Source organism: Arthrobacter sp. NPDC055138, from assembly GCF_053607305.1.
Genome location: NZ_JBSGTH010000005.1, coordinates 302,074 through 317,760, shown reverse-complemented (window position 1 = coordinate 317,760; position 15,687 = coordinate 302,074). Strand labels below are relative to the sequence as shown.

Genomic DNA, 15,687 nt, shown 5'->3' with positions numbered 1-15,687 from the left:
CCTGTGAGCGTATTTCTGGTTTTCCTTGCCATCGCCGTCGCCGGCGCGGCTGCTGTGGCCGCGTCCGGACGCTGGGGGCGGAAGAAGGCAACCAGCGACGATGACGCCGCCGGCGGCTGGGAAGTGGGACACGTGGCCGCCCTCCACGGACTGAGCGAGCATGAGGCGCGGCTGCCGGCGGTGCTGCTGCCAGAACATCCGCGCGCCGAAGACCTGGACAGCCTGCGGTTTTCCACCGCCTTGCGGGGCTACCGGATGGACCAAGTGGACGAAGTGCTGGAGGTCCTGCGGTCCGAACTGGGTGCCAAGGAGCGGCTGATCCGGCAGTTGAGCCAGCCACAGCACGACGGCGGGTCCCGCCCGGCGCGGGAAGGGTGACTCGGGTGCAGGACCGTCTCCCGCGGACGCGGGTGCTGCGGGAGGCCGTGAACGCCGAGTTTTTCTTCTGGCGCCAACGGATCGCCGGCTGGCCGTGGTGGATCCAAGTCACTCTGCTCTATGCCGCCTCACGGGTGTATTCGCTGGTGGTCTTCCTGGCGGTGGCCCGGCAGCAAGGCCCGAATCCGTGGACCGACGCGCACCCGGAATATCTCTCCTTCATCGGCATTTGGGACAGCGCCTGGTACCACCAGGTCTATTTGGAAGGCTATCCGTCAGACATTCCGCGCGGTGTGGATGGGCGGGCGGTGGAGAACCAATGGGCGTTCTACGCCCTCTTCCCCGGCATTGTGCGCGGCCTGGCGGCAGCCACCGGGCTGGGCTGGCAGGTGCTGGCCCCGCTGGTGGCCACCATCGCCGGCTTTGCGGCCGTGCTGGTGATCTTCAAACTCTTCCGGCGGTACGCACCGCACGGCACCGCACTCTGGGCCGTGGCGTTTGTGGCGGTCTTTCCGGTCTCGCCGATCCTCCAGGTGCCGTACGCGGAGTCGCTGAACCTGGCGCTGTTGGCAGCGGCGCTGTTGCTGCTGGTGCAGCGGAAGTACCTGCTGGCGATTCCGGTGGTGGTGCTGATGTGCCTGTCCCGGCCGGTGGGCGTGCCCTTCGCGGCGCTTGTTGGCCTGCACCTGCTGTGGCGGATCAAGCGGCGCCGCATGGACCCACTGGACACCCCGGAGTTCCTCCGCGCGGCAGCGCTGGCGCTGGTCAGCTGTGCCGCCGCCGTGGCTTGGCCGGTGTTGGCCTGGTCGGTCACCGGGGAGCCGACCGCCTACACGGACACGGAGACTGCCTGGCGGGGTGATGACCTGGTGCTGTTCAGGCCGTGGTTCGACATGGGCGTGCACTTGTTCGGGCCGGTGGGCGGAATGATGGCGCCCCTGCTGCTGGTCGCCGCGGCGGCCTGGTTCTTGTGCAGCCCGCCGGTCCGGAGCATTGGCGCCGATTTGAGGCTGTGGTGTGTCTGCTATCTGGGCTACCTGCTCGCCTTCCTGCACCCGCAGACCAGCACGTTCCGGCTGATGCTTCCGCTCTTCCCGCTGGCCCTGGCAGCGGCCTTCGTGTCCCGCAGCCGGGCCTACCGTTTCTGCCTGGCCGTGATGTTCCTGGCGGGGCAGATTGTCTGGGTCGCCTGGCTCTGGTCCTGGTCGCAACTGCCCGGCGGCGGGGACTATCCGCCGTAGCGGCGGGCCGGTGTCCGCCGCACCGCGCCGGGGCGGAATTAGCACCCGGTTGTGATGTACGCGATAATAGAAAGTGGTTGGACATGGCGGCCACACAAATGAAGGCCGTTGATGTGAGGTTGGCGGGCAGTGCGATCACGGATCGGACTGCCCCATGGCGGAAGGGAATTCCCAGATGGCTGCGATGAAACCGCGTACCGGTGACGGTCCGATGGAAGTAACCAAGGAGGGGCGCAGCCTCATCCTGCGGGTTCCCATCGACGGCGGCGGGCGTCTGGTGCTGGAACTCAACGCCGAAGAAGCGGGCAACCTCAAAGACTGCCTGCTGGGCGTCACCAGCGACGTGGCGAGCTAGGAACCGTTTGCTGTGAGCCGCGTTCCCGCCTCCGCAGCGGAACACACCGCCCACACTCTGGAGTCGACCCTGACCGAACCGCCGATGGCGCAGGTCCGGGCACACTCCCCGCTTGGTCGAGGAGAATCGCCGGTCCGGGCTGCCGCCGGCGTCGCGGTGGTTGCCGTGCCGATTGCGGCGGGCGAGGGCGGCGCTGAGCGGGCCACGCCACAACCCCGCCACGGTGCGGGCGAAGCGGCGGCGGACTTCGGCGTCGACGTGGTGGCCTTGGCCGAGGTCCACGGGATCTCCGGCAAGGCTGGCGACGTGCTGGCCGTGCCCGCCCCGCCGCATTCCCAGGGTCTGCCCTCGCGGCTGGTCCTGATTGGGCTGGGCAGCGGCAGTCCCGCAGAGCTGCGCAAGGCCGGGGCCGCCCTGGCACGGGCGACCATGGGCACCGAGACGGTGCGCACCACCGCCGTCGACAGTTTGCCCGAAGAGTTGCAGCAGGCGTTTATCGAGGGATTCCTGCTCGGTGGCTACCGGCCTCCGCGTGCGGGTTCCTCGACGGCGCCGCAGCCGATGGCGGCGGTTTTGGAAGTCAGCGGCCTGGCGGAGGGGACGGCCACGGCTGCCTCTGCCGGTGCCCGGGCCACTTGGCTGGTCCGGAATCTGGCGAACATGCCGTCCAACGTTAAGAACCCGGAGTGGATGGCCGGCCAGGCCAGCCGGATCGCCGGCGCCAGCGGCTTGAGCATCCACGTCTGGGACGAGCAGCAATTGGCTGCCGAGGGCTTCGGGGGACTGCTGGCCGTGGGATCGGCGTCCCCGACTCCGCCCAGGCTGGTCCAGCTGGACTACACGCCCGCACACGCCGGCAAGGACACCAAGCACATTGTGATCGTCGGTAAGGGCATTACCTTCGACACCGGCGGGCTGTCACTCAAGCCGCGTGAGCCCATGGTCCCGATGAAGACCGACATGGCGGGCGCCGGCGTCGTCATGGCCGTGCTCGCCGCCGCCGCGGAGCTGGGGGTGCCGCACCGTGTCACCGGACTGCTAGCCCTGGCCGAGAACTCCATCGGCGCCGGCTCCTACCGGCCGGGCGACGTGGTGACCGTCTACAACGGCACCACGGTGGAGATCGGCAACACGGACGCCGAGGGCCGCATGGTGCTGGCCGACGGACTCGCCTACGCCGTGGCGCGGTTGCAGCCCGACGTGCTGGTGGACGTCGCCACCTTAACCGGTGCCGCATCCATGGGCCTGGGCAAGCGGCACGCGGCGCTTTACGGCACCCTGCCGGGCCTGCTGCGTGCCTTCGAAGCCGCCGGTGAGGCAACCGGGGAGCGGGTCTGGCACATGCCGCTGGACGAGGTGGCCGCCGAGTACAGCTTCGCGCTGGAGTCGGGCATCGCCGACATCTCCCACATTGCCTCGCAGAAGTCGAAGGTCGGCGGCGGATCGATTACCGCGGCCCTGTTCTTGCGCGAGTTCGTGGGCGGGACGCCGTGGATCCATCTGGACATCGCCGGTCCGGCGCGCGCCGACTCCGATCAGGGCGAAGTCACCAAGGGCGCCACCGGCTACGGTGCCCGGCTGCTGTTGTCCTTCCTGCGCTCCTACCGGGGCTAGGCCGGAGCGCCCGGGCCCAGCCCGCAGGTGGGCAGGGCGGCATCGGAGCCGTCAGCGTTTGACGGCCAGCAGCAGCCCGTCGCCGGTCGGCAGGATAGTGGACACCAGCTGGTCGTTCTCGCGGATAGCCTTGCCGACCTTGCGCAGCGTGGTGGTGGAGTCTTCGCGGATGGCCGGATCGGAGACCCGGTCACGGTCCAGCGCATCGTTGACAATCAGCATGCCGCCGCGCTTGAGCAGCCGGACCGCTTGCTCCACGTACAGCGGGTAAGAGGGCTTGTCTGCATCGACGAAGACCAAGTCATAGGCGTTGTCCGTCAGCCGCGGCAGCACGTCCGCCGCGCGGCCGGAGATCGTGCGGGTGCGGTTGCCGGGGACCCCGGCATCGACGAAGGCCTGGCGCGCGGCCCGCAGGTGGTCGACATCTGCGTCGATAGTGGTGAGCACCGCGGCCTGGGGCAGTCCGCGCAACAAGCAGACTCCGGAGACGCCGGCGCCGGAACCGATTTCCACCACGGTTTGCGCCTTGGTGCCGGCGGCGAGTACGGTCAGGGCCGCACCCACGCCGGGTCCCACCGCTGCTACTCCCAGCTCATAGGATCGTTCCCGGGCGCGCAGCAAGACGTCATCCTCGGCGGGAAGCCCCTCCGTGTAGGACCAACTCGTCTGCTTGTCGGCGCTCATGGATCATCGCTTTCTCTTCAGGTTCTTCAGGGGAAAACGGCCAAGGGCCGCAGTGCCAAGCCTACTGCCAGAAATAGCCGCATTTCCGCGCGTGCGGCGGGAACCGAGGCCATGGTCGGCAAAAGGAGCGCAACGCCGCCGAGGTTGGCGGGGTTCGCAAAGCTTGTTTACAGAATTCTCCCAGTTTTCTGGGCCAAGATGGTTACCCGGGACGCCGTTAGCCAGACCGGCAACTCGCGCGCCGCATTCCCGGATTTGAGGGACGGTGGCGAGCCGTGGAAGGGGCACTACGATGACGAAGCTTCAGGGCGCCGCGCAGGACGCAGCGGCCAGCCAGGAACAGTGGGTTGCCCCGACCTGGGAAGAAGTGGTCCGCAACCACTCGGCAAAGGTTTACCGGCTGGCGTTCCGGCTGACGGGAAACCGTTACGACGCCGAAGACCTTACCCAGGAAGTGTTTGTCCGGGTCTTCCGGTCGCTGGATAATTTCAAGCCCGGCACACTCGACGGCTGGCTCCACCGGATCACCACCAACCTCTTTCTGGACCAGGCCCGGCGTAAGAGCAGGATCCGCTTCGACGGACTCAGTGAGGACGCCGAGGCCCGGCTGCCCGGCAAGGACCCGGGGCCCGAGCGCAGCTTCGAATTCAACAACCTGGACATCGATGTCCAGGCCGCATTGGAGGAGCTGCCGCCGGACTTCCGCGCCGCAGTTGTGCTCTGCGACCTGGAAGGGTTGTCCTACGAGGAGGTCTCCGCAGCCTTGGACGTCAAGCTGGGAACTGTCCGCTCGCGCATCCACCGCGGCAGGACCATGCTCCGTGAAAAGCTCGCGCACCGGGATCCGGGCGGCAAGCGTCCGCGCCTGAAACTGCCCCGGATCGTCGGAGCCCGCTGATCGCTGCAATGCTCCACCCGGACAAAGAGCTGGCGGAGTACTTGGACGGTGAACTTTCGGATGATCGCCGGCCTGCCCTCGAACGCCATCTAAAACGCTGCAAGCGCTGCCGCCGCAGCGTGGACGAGTACCGCTACATCCAGGAGCGGCTGCGTTCCCTGGACGTGCCGCCCCCTGGCGAGGACCTGACCGCCCGCATTATGCGCTGCAGCCAGTCCGATGGCGCGACGGCTGAGGTCAAACCCACCGGCACGGGGGCCCGGGGGAACAAACCAGCCGACACCGGATCGTTGATCGAGTGGTCCGGCGCGCCAGCGGACCGGCCCGATTCGGCCGTTCCCGATGCCGAAGTCGGGCAAGCCGACGCCGGATCCCCGGCGGACGACCCGGCTCCGGCAGGCAAACGGTCCGCGCGTGTGGTGGTGGTTGTCGGCGGTGTCATGGCTGGCTGCGCCGCCGTGGCGTTGTCCGCAGCCTACGTCCTGGGCGGCGAGGCACAGACCGCAACCTCGGGTTCGGGCTCCGGGTTAACCTGGGCGCAGGTCTCCGCGAATGCGGCCGTGGTGCGGCCGGTCGCCTTGGACAGTTCGGGCCTGGATGCACTGCGCCGCAGCGGTTGGACCTGCCCGCTGTTGCTGGGACTTGGCTACCGCTTGCAAAGCGCCGAACAGCTGCTCGTGGGCGGCCAACCGGCCGTCAGGCTCGACCTGAGCGATGACAACCACCGGGTTGTCATCACCGAACAGCGGCGGACCGGCGCCAGCGGGGCGGGAGCGGAATCCGCACACCCCACGCCGCCGCTGAACGCCGCGACGGGTCATCCCGTGACCATGGATGGCTTCCAGGAAGTCGCCGGACTGGATCGCGCAGTCTGGGTGCGCGGCGGCGACGAGTGGACGGTGGTCCTCGACTCCGAGGATGTGACCTATACCTTACGGTCCGACCTTCCGATGGCGGAGATGCCGGATACCGTCAGCCAGGTGGTCCTGATGGAGAACTCGAGTCTGGAGCTGCCGCCTCCGGCCCCGTCTGACGACCCGCTCAGCCGCATCATCCGCGGGCTGGGGATGATGGTCAGCCCGCCATCTTCGGATTGACCCGCAGCCGGGACGGGCGGAAAGTCACAGGACCACACTCAGGGCCGGAATACAGCGCCAAAGTGGCTGACCGGCACAACGAACGGGTAATCTTCAATCGTGTTTGGAATCAACGGCTCAGAACTGATCATCCTGGCAATCCTTGCCGTGGTGATCCTCGGTCCTGAGCGGTTGCCCGAATATGCCGCCCAGCTGGCCCGGTTCGTCAAGCAACTGAAAACGATGGCCGCCGGCGCCAAGGAACAGCTGCGCGAAGAAGTCGGCGACGACATTGTGGATATGGACTGGCGGAAGCTGGATCCGCGGCAATACGACCCCCGCCGGATCATCAAGGAAGCCTTGTTGGACGACGACGATGCGCCGCGTCCGGCGCCGGCGGCACCCGCAGTGGCCGCGGCGGCAGCAGCGGCGGCCGGCACCGCAGTGTCCACCGGCTCACGGGCGCCGGGACGTCCGGCATCCAAGCCGGCAGTACAGCTGGCTGCGGGCGAGCCCGCCCCGTTCGATTCCGAGGCGACCTGAGCTAGGCAGCGCAGCACCCGCCGTCGTTCGGCAGGGGCCCTCAGCGGGGCGTGACGCCCAGCGGGCGTCCGGCCAGCCCGCGCGGGCGCGCAGCCAATTCCGCGGCTATCCTCCGCAGCTCGTCCGCGGCGGCTCCCGCGTCGGGTTCGGCGTCCCGGTCCAGGACGATCGGTCGTCCTGCATCGCCGCCGGCACGCAGCGCCGGTTCCAGCGGGATGCTTCCCAATAACGGTACCGGCGCCTCCAGCACCGTGGAGAGCCGCTCGGCGACCGCGCTGCCGCCGCCCGAGCCGAAGACCTCCATCTTCGATCCGTCCGGCAGGAGCAGCCAGGACATGTTCTCGATCACTCCCGCCACCTGCTGCCCGGTCTGTGCGGCAATGGCGCCGGCGCGCTCGGCCACCTCGGCTGCGGCGGTCTGCGGGGTGGTCACCACCAGGATTTGCGACGCCGGCAGCAGCTGGGCCACCGAGATGGCCACGTCCCCGGTGCCCGGCGGCAGGTCCAGGAACAGCACATCCAGGTCGCCGAAGTAGACGTCGGTCAGGAACTGCTCCAAGGCCCGGTGCAGCATCGGTCCGCGCCAGGCGACCGGCTTGTTATCCGCGACGAACATGCCGATGGAAATAACCTTCACCCCGAACGCCACTGGCGGCAGGATCATCTCGTCCACCTGGGTCGGGGCCTGCGTGATGCCCAGCAGCCCGGGAACGGAGAACCCGTAAACGTCGGCGTCGACGATGCCCACCCGGAGACCCTGGGCGGCCATGGCGCAGGCGAGGTTGACGGTCACGCTGGATTTGCCCACGCCGCCCTTGCCGCTGGCCACGGCGTAGACGCGGGTGAGCGAGGAAGGATCGGCGAACGGGTTGCCGCGTTCGGAGCCGCGCAGCTGTTCCTTCAGCTCGGCCCGCTGCTGCGGCGTCATCACGTCCAGCTCCACCTGCACCCCGGATACTCCAGGAACGGCTGCCAGCGCCTGTTCGACGTCGGCGGTAATGGTGCCGCGCAGCGGGCAGCCGGCGATGGTGAGCAGCACACCCACGGTGACCAGTCCGGCGTCGTCAATCCGGACGTCTTTGAGCATGCCCAGTTCCGCGATGGGCCGGCGAAGCTCCGGGTCAATCACCGTTCCCAGCGCGCGCCTCACGGCCGCCGGGTCCGGTAGCAGGGACGTGTATGGATCAGCCATGAATCAGTACTCCTGGGCGCCGTTCTGGGTCTGCGGCAGCCTGGGCAGAGCGGCGGTGGCGTCGGAGGGCCTGCGCCGGCCGCGGCGGCGTTGTTCGTCCCCGGACTCGTCCTCCAGCAGTTCCTCCAACACCGAGCGGAGCTCGCTGCGGACAAAGTCACGGGTGGCCACTTCGCGGATGGCGATCCGCAGCGCGGCCAGCTCGCGGGTCAGATACTCGGTGTCGGCCAGATTGCGTTCGGCGCGCTGGCGGTCCTGCTGCAGCGAGACTTTATCGCGGTCGTCCTGCCGGTTCTGCGCCAGCAGCAGCAGGGGAGCAGCATAGGAGGCCTGCAGCGAGAGCATCAGGGTCAGCGCGGTGAAACCCAGCGCCGCGCTGTCGAACTTCAGTGAGTCGGGACCGAAGGTGTTCCAAGCGAGCCAGAGGACACAGAAGACGGACATCCACATCAGGAACTGCGGGGTGCCCATGAAGCGGGCGAAGTTCTCGGTGGCATGGCCGAAGGCATCCGGGTTGGGCCGCAGCCGGGTCAGCAGGCGGGTACGCGTCTCGCGCGGGGTGTCGAGTCCGGCGACTTTGATTTTGCGGTCAGTCTTTTCAGCCAACGCGTCCGCCTCCAATCACGGGGGAGTCGTCCTGTGCCCGCCAATCGTCGGGCAGCAGATGGTCAAGCACATCGTCAACGGTCACGGCGCCAACCAGCCGGCCGGCCCTGTTGACCACAGCCAGTGCGTTCAGGTTGTAGGTGGCCAGGGTGCGGGCCACGTCGCTGACGTCGGTCTGGTCCAGCACGGGTTCCAAATCCGAGTCCACAATGTTGCCCAGCGCCTCCGGCGGGGGATAGCGCAGCAGTTGCTGGATATGGACCACGCCCAGGTACTTTCCGGTGGGTGTCTCCAGCGGCGGGCGGCAGACAAAAATGGCCGATGCCAGCGCCGGCGTGAGTTCTTCGCGGCGCACGTGGGCCAAGGCTTCGGCCACCGTGGCTTCCGGCGGCAGGATCACCGGCACCGGCGTCATCATGGAACCGGCCGTGTTTTCCTCGTACTCCAGCAGCCGCCGGACATCCTTTGCTTCCTCCGGCTCCATCAGCTGCAGCAGCTCTTCCTTCTGCTCCTCGGGCAGCTCGGCGAGCAGGTCCGCGGCATCGTCCGGGTCCATTTCTTCCAGCACGACGGCGGCGCGCTCCGCATCCAGCGACGTCAGGATCTGCACCTGGTCGTCATCCGGCAACTCCTGCAGGACATCCGCCAGCCGGTCGTCCTGCAGTTCGCTGGCGACTTCCAGCCGGCGCTTCTGCGTCATTTCGTGCAGCGCCTCGGCGAAGTCGGCGGGCTTGAGGTCCTCATGGCTGGCCACGAAGGTGGCGGCGGCCTGCGGTTCGTGGCGGGCGCCTTGGAATGCCTCCTGCCAGTCAACGATCAGCGTTTCGTTGCGGCGCAGGCTGCGCAAGGGCGAGCTCGAATACCCGCGCCGGACGAAGAGCTGGGACACATACCAGTCGCCGTCGCGGGACTGCTCCATGCCGATGTCCAGAATGGTGGCATCGCCGCTGCCGTCGGCGAGCGTGACCCGACGGTCGAACATTTCGGCGACCACCAGGGTCTCGGCGCCGCGCTGTTCGAACCGGCGCAGGTTGACCAGCCCGGTGCAGATGATCTGCCCGGCGTTGATGGAGGTGACCCGGGTCATCGGGACGAACACCCGCTTCTTGCCCGGGACTTCCACGACCAGACCGACGACCAGCGGCGGCTTGGCCGGGCCGTAGTCCAGGACGACGGCGTCGCGCAGCCGGCCCAGACGGTCGCCAAGCGGGTCGAAGACATCCAGGCCCAGGAGCCGGGCGACGAAGACGCGGTTGGTTTTTGTGCTCACCCCTTTAGGCTACGTGCTGGGCCCCGAAATCCGGGATCCGGCAGGCAACTGGGTGTCGGACTGCGGGTCGCCTCCGCCGCTATAACCGAGGCCAAAACCGGGTATCGCGTTCACCTGAAGCGATACGCAGACCATCTGCCGGGTATATCAGGGACAATGAGGGTATGTCGATGCTTGGCCGCACAGATTCCCGGGACCTCAACCGTGCTCTTCCACAGGGCGAGCTGATCGGTAACTACCGGTCCTACCTGGATGCCCAAAAAGTGGTGGACTACCTGGCGGACCAGGAGTTTCCCGTCCAGCACGTGACCATCGTCGGCAATGACCTCAAGACCGTCGAACGCGTCACCGGCAGGCTCAGCTACCCCCGCGTGGCCCTCTCCGGGGCCGCAACCGGCGCCTGGTTCGGCCTGTTCGTCGGGCTGCTGCTGATGCTGTTCGGCGGCGGCGAAACCTACGTGCTGCTGATCTCGTCGATGGCCATGGGTGCGGCCTTCTGGATGCTGTTCGGCATCATTTCCTACGCACTGCAGCGCGGCAAGCGGGACTTCACCTCCACCAATCAGGTGATCGCCACCAGCTACGACGTGGTTGTTTCCACTGAGGTGGCGCAGGAAGCACGCCGCCTGGCCGCGCAGTTGCCGATGGCCGGGACCGCCCATGCGGGAGCGCCGGTCAACCAGGCGCCGGCGCCCTTTGGCCAGCAACCTCCGGCCGGTTATGGCCAGCAGCCGCCCTTTGGCCAGCAGCCGCAGCCGCCGGAGCGGCCCGCCCAATGGGGCGACGACCCGTATCAGGGCAATGCCCCGGTCCAGCAGCCCCAGCCCGGGCCGGGCGGGCAAGAAACGCAGCCCGGACCCGGCCAGCCGGTGCGCGGACGCTACCCGGACCTGCCGGACGGCCGCCCGCAGTATGGAATTCGCGTGACTCCCGAACCCCAAGCCTCCCCGACGCATCAGCAGACCGGATCTGGACAGCAGACGGAGCCGACACAGCAGGCGGGCCCGGCTGAGTCCGAGGCAAGCAGCCAAGTGGCCGGCGCGCCCCAGGCCGACGGCAGCGCGGAAGGTCCGGAACGGAACGACGGTTCCTCCGACGGTAACGGCCGCTCCGGTACGTAGCTTCCCAAAGCGCAACAGCACCGAAACGCGCAAGGGGTCCGCCGTGGCGAACGGCGGACCCCTTGCGCGTTGTCTGGGTTAGGCCGCTGCCGGCCGTCCCGTTTACTCAGATGTGCCGTAGATACCGGCCATCCAGGATTCTACGTCCTCGGGCTTGCGCGGCAGGGCCGCCGACAGGCTGACCGGACCGTCTGCGGTCATCAGGATGTCATCCTCGATCCGGACGCCGATGCCCCGGTATTCGGCCGGCACCGCCAGGTCTTCGTTCTTGAAGTACAGCCCGGGCTCGATCGTGAACACCATGCCCGGCGTGAGCACACCGTCCAGGTACAGGTCACGCTTCGCCTGGGCACAGTCGTGGACGTCGAGGCCCAGATGGTGGCTGGTGCCGTGCGGCATCCAGCGCCGGTGGTGCTGGCCTTCTGGGGAGAGGGCCTCCTCCAGCGGGACGGGCAGCAGGCCCCATTCATCCAGCCGCTCGGCGAGCACGGTGACCGCGGCGGTGTGGATGTCACGGAACTTCACGCCCGGCTGGGCGGCGGCGAAACCGGCGTCGGCAGCGTCGAGGACCGCCTGGTAGACCTTGCGCTGGATGTCGGTGAAGGTGCCGTTGACCGGCAGCGTGCGCGTCACATCGGCGGTGTAGAGCGAGTCGGCCTCCACGCCGGCATCGAGCAGCAGCAGGTCGCCGGACTTCACCTGTCCGTTATTGCGGATCCAATGCAGGATGGTCGCGTTGTTTCCGCTGGCGGCGATGGTGTCATAGCCCAGATCGTTGCCTTCTTCGCGAGCCCTGGCGAAAAAGGCGCCCTCCACCACGCGTTCGCCGCGTTCATGCGTCAGCGCACGCGGGAGCACCTTGACCACCTCGTGGAAGCCATTGACCGTGGCCGCCACTGCCTTCTTCATCTCCTCGACTTCCCACTCGTCCTTGAGCAGGCGCAGCTCGGACAGAGCTTCGGCGAGTGTGCCGTCGAGTTGGTCGGACTCTTCCAGATCCACTCCGGTATTGATCCGGGAGGTGTCCACCAGGGCGTCTACGTTCAGGTCGACTTCGCGCAGCAAGCGGATGCGCATGCCGCCCACATGGACCACTCCGGCATCTTTGGTGATCGCAACTTCCAGCTCTCCCAGATCAGCGGTGGGCAGCCCCAGCCGCCGGTTCAGCTCTTCCAAGGTGGGCCGGGGCCCGATCCAAAACTCGCCGTAGCGGGCGTTTGCGTAGAACTCGGCGGAATCGCGGCCGGACATCGGGCGGAAGTACAGTGTGGCCCGGTGATGGCCGCCGTCGTCGCCCGTTCCTGCCTCGGTGGGCTCCATGACCAGCACCGCGTCGGGTTCATGGTCCAGGCCCAGGCCGGTGAGGTGCGCGAAGCCCGAGTGCGGGCGGAAGCGGTAGTCGGTGTCGTTGGAACGGACCTTCAGAGGGCCGGCCGGAATGACGAGGCGCTCGCCTTGGAACTGGTCGGACAGGGCCCGGCGGCGACGCGCTGCGTAGGGCGCCACGGCCGACGGCTCAGCGGCGGACGAGTCGGCCGGAGCCCAGTGGCTGCCCATGAATTCCTTGAAGGCATCGGATTCGGGGCGCTGGGAGCGGTTGTTGACGCGGTCTTCCAGCGGCTGCTCTCCGGCAGGCGGCTGCGAGGCGTTTTCGGTCTGGTTAGTACTCACCGGTCCATCGTCTCACCGGCCCAAGATGCTGCCAACATCCGCCGTCCGTGGAGGTCCTGGCGTAAATTGGTCCTGTGATGATCGACCTGCACGCGCATTCCACTGTTTCCGACGGCACTGAGCCGCCGGCCGACGTGATGTGGGCCGCTGCGGCCGCCGGGCTCGACGTGGTCGCGCTGACGGACCACGACAGCACCGCCGGCTGGGAAGCGGCACAAAGCGCCGCGATCGCGGCAGGCATTGGCTTTGTGCCGGGCATGGAAGTCACCTGCCGGACGGTGGACGGCATCAGCGTGCACGTCTTGTCCTACTTGCATGATCCAACCCATCCCGGCCTGCTCGCTGAAATCGGCAAGGCGCGTGAAGCCCGCATGACCCGCGCCGAACGGATGGTGGAGCTGCTCGCCGAAGACTTTCCGATCACGTGGTCCGAGGTCGCCAACCATTTCGGCCACGGCACCACGATCGGCAGGCCGCACATCGCCGACGCGTTGGTGGCCGCCGGCGTCGTGTCCGACCGCAGCGAGGCGTTCGCGCAGATCCTGACCGCGCATTCGCGCTATTACGTGCCGCACTACGCCCCGGATCCCGCCACCGCCGTCGCTTTGGTTCGGGAGGCTGGAGGAGTGCCGGTCTTTGCGCATCCGGTGGCCAGCAGCCGCGGCCGGATTGTCGGCGATGTGGTCTTTGCGGAGATGATTGACGCAGGACTGGCCGGCGTGGAGATCGACCACCGGGACAACCCGGAAGCGGGCCGGCAGAAGCTGCGCCGGATCGCCGCCCGGCATGAGCTGCTGATCACCGGATCCAGTGATTACCACGGTGCCGGCAAGCCCAACCGGCTGGGCGAAAACACCACCGATGAGACCATGCTGGACCGCATCCTGTCGATGGGCAGCGGCACTAAGGCATACCTTCCGGGACGCCTCGCCCGCTGAGTTGGTTACGAGTTTGTTGTCACCTTCTTCCAGCCCGGACGCCGAAAAATGTTACAGTCATCCTGCACTTGACGCTGGCTCAGGCCAGGTTTCCGATGTCTTGGATCCGGAAATCGCCTGACGCTGGCGTCCATGTCCCGCGGTTGGCTGACGACCAGCAACCGCCTGTGTAGAGGACGGCGCGGATGCGATGCGCCGTCATTTTTATGCCGCACAAGCGGCTGGTTTTGGGGTCCGGGTCAGTTCCGGGCGGGACTGCGCGCTTCGAATCCTCCACCGGATTCCTTGGTCCGATGCACTTTGGCCGGACCACACGGCAATCGAGCCTGACTGCTCGGCGCGCACTTGGTCTGGTTGGCATCCGGTGGGCCGGCCATGAACGAGAGGAACGGAATGACGCAGCCTAATGCGGATTTCTATCAACTCAGCGGCTGGACCGTGATCCTGCTGCTCGTGCTGTTCTATGGCGGCACACTCCTGATGTCTGCCCTCATCGGGAAGAAGAAGGAGAACGCCGACGGCTACATGACCGCCGGCAACAAGCTGGGCTTCGGCATCTCGGCCGCCAGCATGACGGCGACCTGGATCTGGGCGTCGTCGATGTATGCCTCGGCAACTTCCGGCTACACCTACGGTATTTCCGGGCCGATCCACTACGGCCTCTGGGGCGCGTTGATGATCCTGTTCATCTACCCCTTCGGCCGGCGGATCCGCGCGGTGGCACCGAAGGCACACACACTGGCGGAAGTGATGTACGTTCGGCACGGCCGGTCCAGCCAGCTGATGCTGGCCGGCTCCAACATTGTCGGCAGCTTGATCAGCCTGACCTCCAACTTCATCGCCGGTGGCGCGCTGGTGGCGCTGCTCTCCCCGTTCAGCTTCGGCCAGGGCGTCATCGCCGTGGCAGCCGGCGTGCTGCTTTACACCCTGTGGTCTGGTTTCCGCGCCTCGGTGCTGACCGACTTCGCCCAGGTGCTCGCCATGCTGGGCGCCGTCGTCGTGATCATTCCTGCGGTGTTCTTTGCGGCCGGGGGACCGGGGATGTTTGAAGCGGGGGCGCAGAACCTGACGCCTGAGCAGTCCAACTTCTTCTCCAGCGAGGCCTTCCTGAACCAAGGCGCCCCGTACATCGCGGCGGTCCTGGCCTATGCCATTGGCAACCAGACCATCGCGCAGCGGCTCTTCGCGGTGCGCGAGGACCTGATCAAGAAGACGTTCGTCACGGCCACCGTGGGCTACGGGGCTACCGTGATCGGGGTGGGCATGCTGGGCGTGATGGCGCTCTATCTGGGCCTGGCTCCCGCCGGCGGCGACCTGAACAACCTGATCCCGCAGATGGCTTCCACCTACCTGCATCCGATCCTGCTGGGCGTTTTCCTGATCATGATCATCGGGGCGCTGTCCTCGACGGCCGATTCGGACCTCTCCGCGCTGTCGTCGATCATGATGGCCGACGTTTACGGCCAGACCGTGGGCAAGGCCAAGGCCAACGCCAAGACCATGCTCCTAGTGGGCCGCGTGACCATGATCGTGGCAACTGCCGCCGCGTTGTACTTCGCCAGCGGGCAGATGAGCATCCTGGACCTGTTGGTCTTTGTGGGAGCCCTGTGGGGCGCGCTGGTCTTCCCGGTGATCGCCAGCTTCTACTGGGAGAAGGTCACCAACAAGGCCTTCACCGTGTCCGTGCTGGCGGCGCTGGCCGTCTTCCTGCCGGTGCGCTTCGGCTGGATGCCGATGAACGGTGCCGTCGGCATCGCGATCGACGTCATTTCCGTCATCGGCATCGGCGTGGTGCTGGGCCTGATGGCCTTCGGCTTCTTCGGCCTCAAGTGGGCCAAGATCATTGCTGTCGCCGGCGCCATCATCTCCGCCCCGTTCGCGCTCGGCAACCTGCACGAGTACACCGTGCTCAGCGGTTCGCTGGTCGCCTACGCGGTCAGCACCGTGGTCTGCTACCTGATGTCTGCTCGCAGCACCATGAACTTCGACTTCGACACCATCAAGGCGCGGATCGGCGACTTCGACCCGAGCGAGCCGGCATCTTCCAGCACCGAAACTGAAGCTGCGGGCCACACCGCGGCCCTGAAGTAAGGAGACTTA

The 15,687-nt window shown here is 67.2% G+C and carries 15 protein-coding genes; 10 read left to right on the top strand and 5 right to left on the bottom strand.

Going from position 1 to position 15,687, the window contains the following annotated elements; all coding sequences use genetic code 11:
- Positions 1-3: 3 nt before the first annotated feature.
- The 4 genes from ACWF5H_RS14530 to ACWF5H_RS14515 all read left to right on the top strand — a co-directional run bounded on the left by ACWF5H_RS14530 (position 4) and on the right by ACWF5H_RS14515 (position 3,588).
- Positions 4-378 (top strand): DivIVA domain-containing protein, encoded by a 375-nt coding sequence (locus ACWF5H_RS14530; protein ID WP_364648129.1) that lies wholly within the window; start codon positions 4-6, stop codon positions 376-378.
- A 5-nt stretch (positions 379-383) separates the two neighbouring features.
- Positions 384-1,619, top strand: coding sequence for a hypothetical protein (locus tag ACWF5H_RS14525; protein WP_452037672.1), 1,236 nt, complete (start codon positions 384-386; stop codon positions 1,617-1,619).
- Positions 1,620-1,794: 175 nt separating this feature from the next.
- Entirely contained in the window at positions 1,795-1,974 is a 180-nt protein-coding gene (locus tag ACWF5H_RS14520) for a DUF3117 domain-containing protein (protein WP_127511285.1), read from the top strand.
- Positions 1,975-1,986: 12 nt separating this feature from the next.
- Complete coding sequence (locus ACWF5H_RS14515) at positions 1,987-3,588, top strand: leucyl aminopeptidase family protein (RefSeq protein WP_452037670.1); 1,602 nt, start codon at positions 1,987-1,989, stop codon at positions 3,586-3,588.
- A gap of 51 nt (positions 3,589-3,639) precedes the next feature.
- Here ACWF5H_RS14515 and ACWF5H_RS14510 read toward each other — a convergent pair whose 3' ends face one another.
- Positions 3,640-4,272 carry an O-methyltransferase gene (locus ACWF5H_RS14510; RefSeq protein WP_452037668.1) on the bottom strand — a complete coding sequence of 211 codons (633 nt, stop codon included), beginning with the start codon at positions 4,270-4,272 and terminating at the stop codon, positions 3,640-3,642.
- A gap of 292 nt (positions 4,273-4,564) precedes the next feature.
- Here ACWF5H_RS14510 and sigE point away from each other — a divergent pair, with 292 nt between their 5' ends.
- The 3 genes from sigE to ACWF5H_RS14495 all read left to right on the top strand — a co-directional run bounded on the left by sigE (position 4,565) and on the right by ACWF5H_RS14495 (position 6,789).
- Positions 4,565-5,170: an RNA polymerase sigma factor SigE gene (gene sigE / locus ACWF5H_RS14505; protein WP_452037666.1), complete on the top strand. Its 606-nt coding sequence runs from the start codon at positions 4,565-4,567 to the stop codon at positions 5,168-5,170.
- Positions 5,171-5,178: 8 nt separating this feature from the next.
- Positions 5,179-6,267, top strand: a complete 1,089-nt coding sequence (locus ACWF5H_RS14500; RefSeq protein ID WP_452037665.1) for an anti-sigma factor family protein — start codon at positions 5,179-5,181, stop codon at positions 6,265-6,267.
- A gap of 99 nt (positions 6,268-6,366) precedes the next feature.
- Entirely contained in the window at positions 6,367-6,789 is a 423-nt protein-coding gene (locus ACWF5H_RS14495) for a Sec-independent protein translocase family protein (protein WP_364648145.1), read from the top strand.
- A 40-nt stretch (positions 6,790-6,829) separates the two neighbouring features.
- Here the strand turns inward: ACWF5H_RS14495 and ACWF5H_RS14490 are convergent, their stop codons facing one another.
- Genes ACWF5H_RS14490 through ACWF5H_RS14480 form a run of 3 tightly spaced genes read right to left on the bottom strand, consistent with a single transcriptional unit; the run spans position 6,830 to position 9,857 of the window.
- Positions 6,830-7,981: an Mrp/NBP35 family ATP-binding protein gene (locus ACWF5H_RS14490; RefSeq protein ID WP_452037664.1), complete on the bottom strand. Its 1,152-nt coding sequence runs from the start codon at positions 7,979-7,981 to the stop codon at positions 6,830-6,832.
- A gap of 3 nt (positions 7,982-7,984) precedes the next feature.
- Positions 7,985-8,587 carry a DUF1003 domain-containing protein gene (locus ACWF5H_RS14485; RefSeq protein ID WP_364648149.1) on the bottom strand — a complete coding sequence of 201 codons (603 nt, stop codon included), beginning with the start codon at positions 8,585-8,587 and terminating at the stop codon, positions 7,985-7,987.
- Positions 8,580-9,857, bottom strand: coding sequence for a magnesium transporter MgtE N-terminal domain-containing protein (locus ACWF5H_RS14480; RefSeq protein ID WP_364648152.1), 1,278 nt, complete (start codon positions 9,855-9,857; stop codon positions 8,580-8,582). The genes ACWF5H_RS14485 and ACWF5H_RS14480 overlap by 8 nt, the downstream gene beginning before the upstream one ends.
- 164 nt (positions 9,858-10,021) lie before the next feature.
- Between ACWF5H_RS14480 and ACWF5H_RS14475 the strand changes: the two genes are divergently transcribed.
- Entirely contained in the window at positions 10,022-10,978 is a 957-nt protein-coding gene (locus ACWF5H_RS14475) for a general stress protein (protein ID WP_452037663.1), read from the top strand.
- A 102-nt stretch (positions 10,979-11,080) separates the two neighbouring features.
- On the opposite strand, the gene ACWF5H_RS14470 is transcribed toward ACWF5H_RS14475, so the two are convergent.
- Entirely contained in the window at positions 11,081-12,649 is a 1,569-nt protein-coding gene (locus ACWF5H_RS14470; protein ID WP_452037661.1) for an aminopeptidase P family protein, read from the bottom strand.
- Positions 12,650-12,723: 74 nt separating this feature from the next.
- On the opposite strand from ACWF5H_RS14470, the gene ACWF5H_RS14465 reads away from it, so the two are divergent.
- Both ACWF5H_RS14465 and ACWF5H_RS14460 read left to right on the top strand, forming a co-directional pair.
- The gene (locus ACWF5H_RS14465) at positions 12,724-13,587 is read left to right on the top strand and encodes a PHP domain-containing protein (protein WP_452037659.1); all 864 of its coding nucleotides are present in this window, start codon (positions 12,724-12,726) and stop codon (positions 13,585-13,587) included.
- Between the two features lie 393 nt (positions 13,588-13,980).
- Positions 13,981-15,678 carry a sodium:solute symporter family protein gene (locus tag ACWF5H_RS14460; protein WP_452037658.1) on the top strand — a complete coding sequence of 566 codons (1,698 nt, stop codon included), beginning with the start codon at positions 13,981-13,983 and terminating at the stop codon, positions 15,676-15,678.
- Positions 15,679-15,687 lie beyond the last annotated feature (9 nt).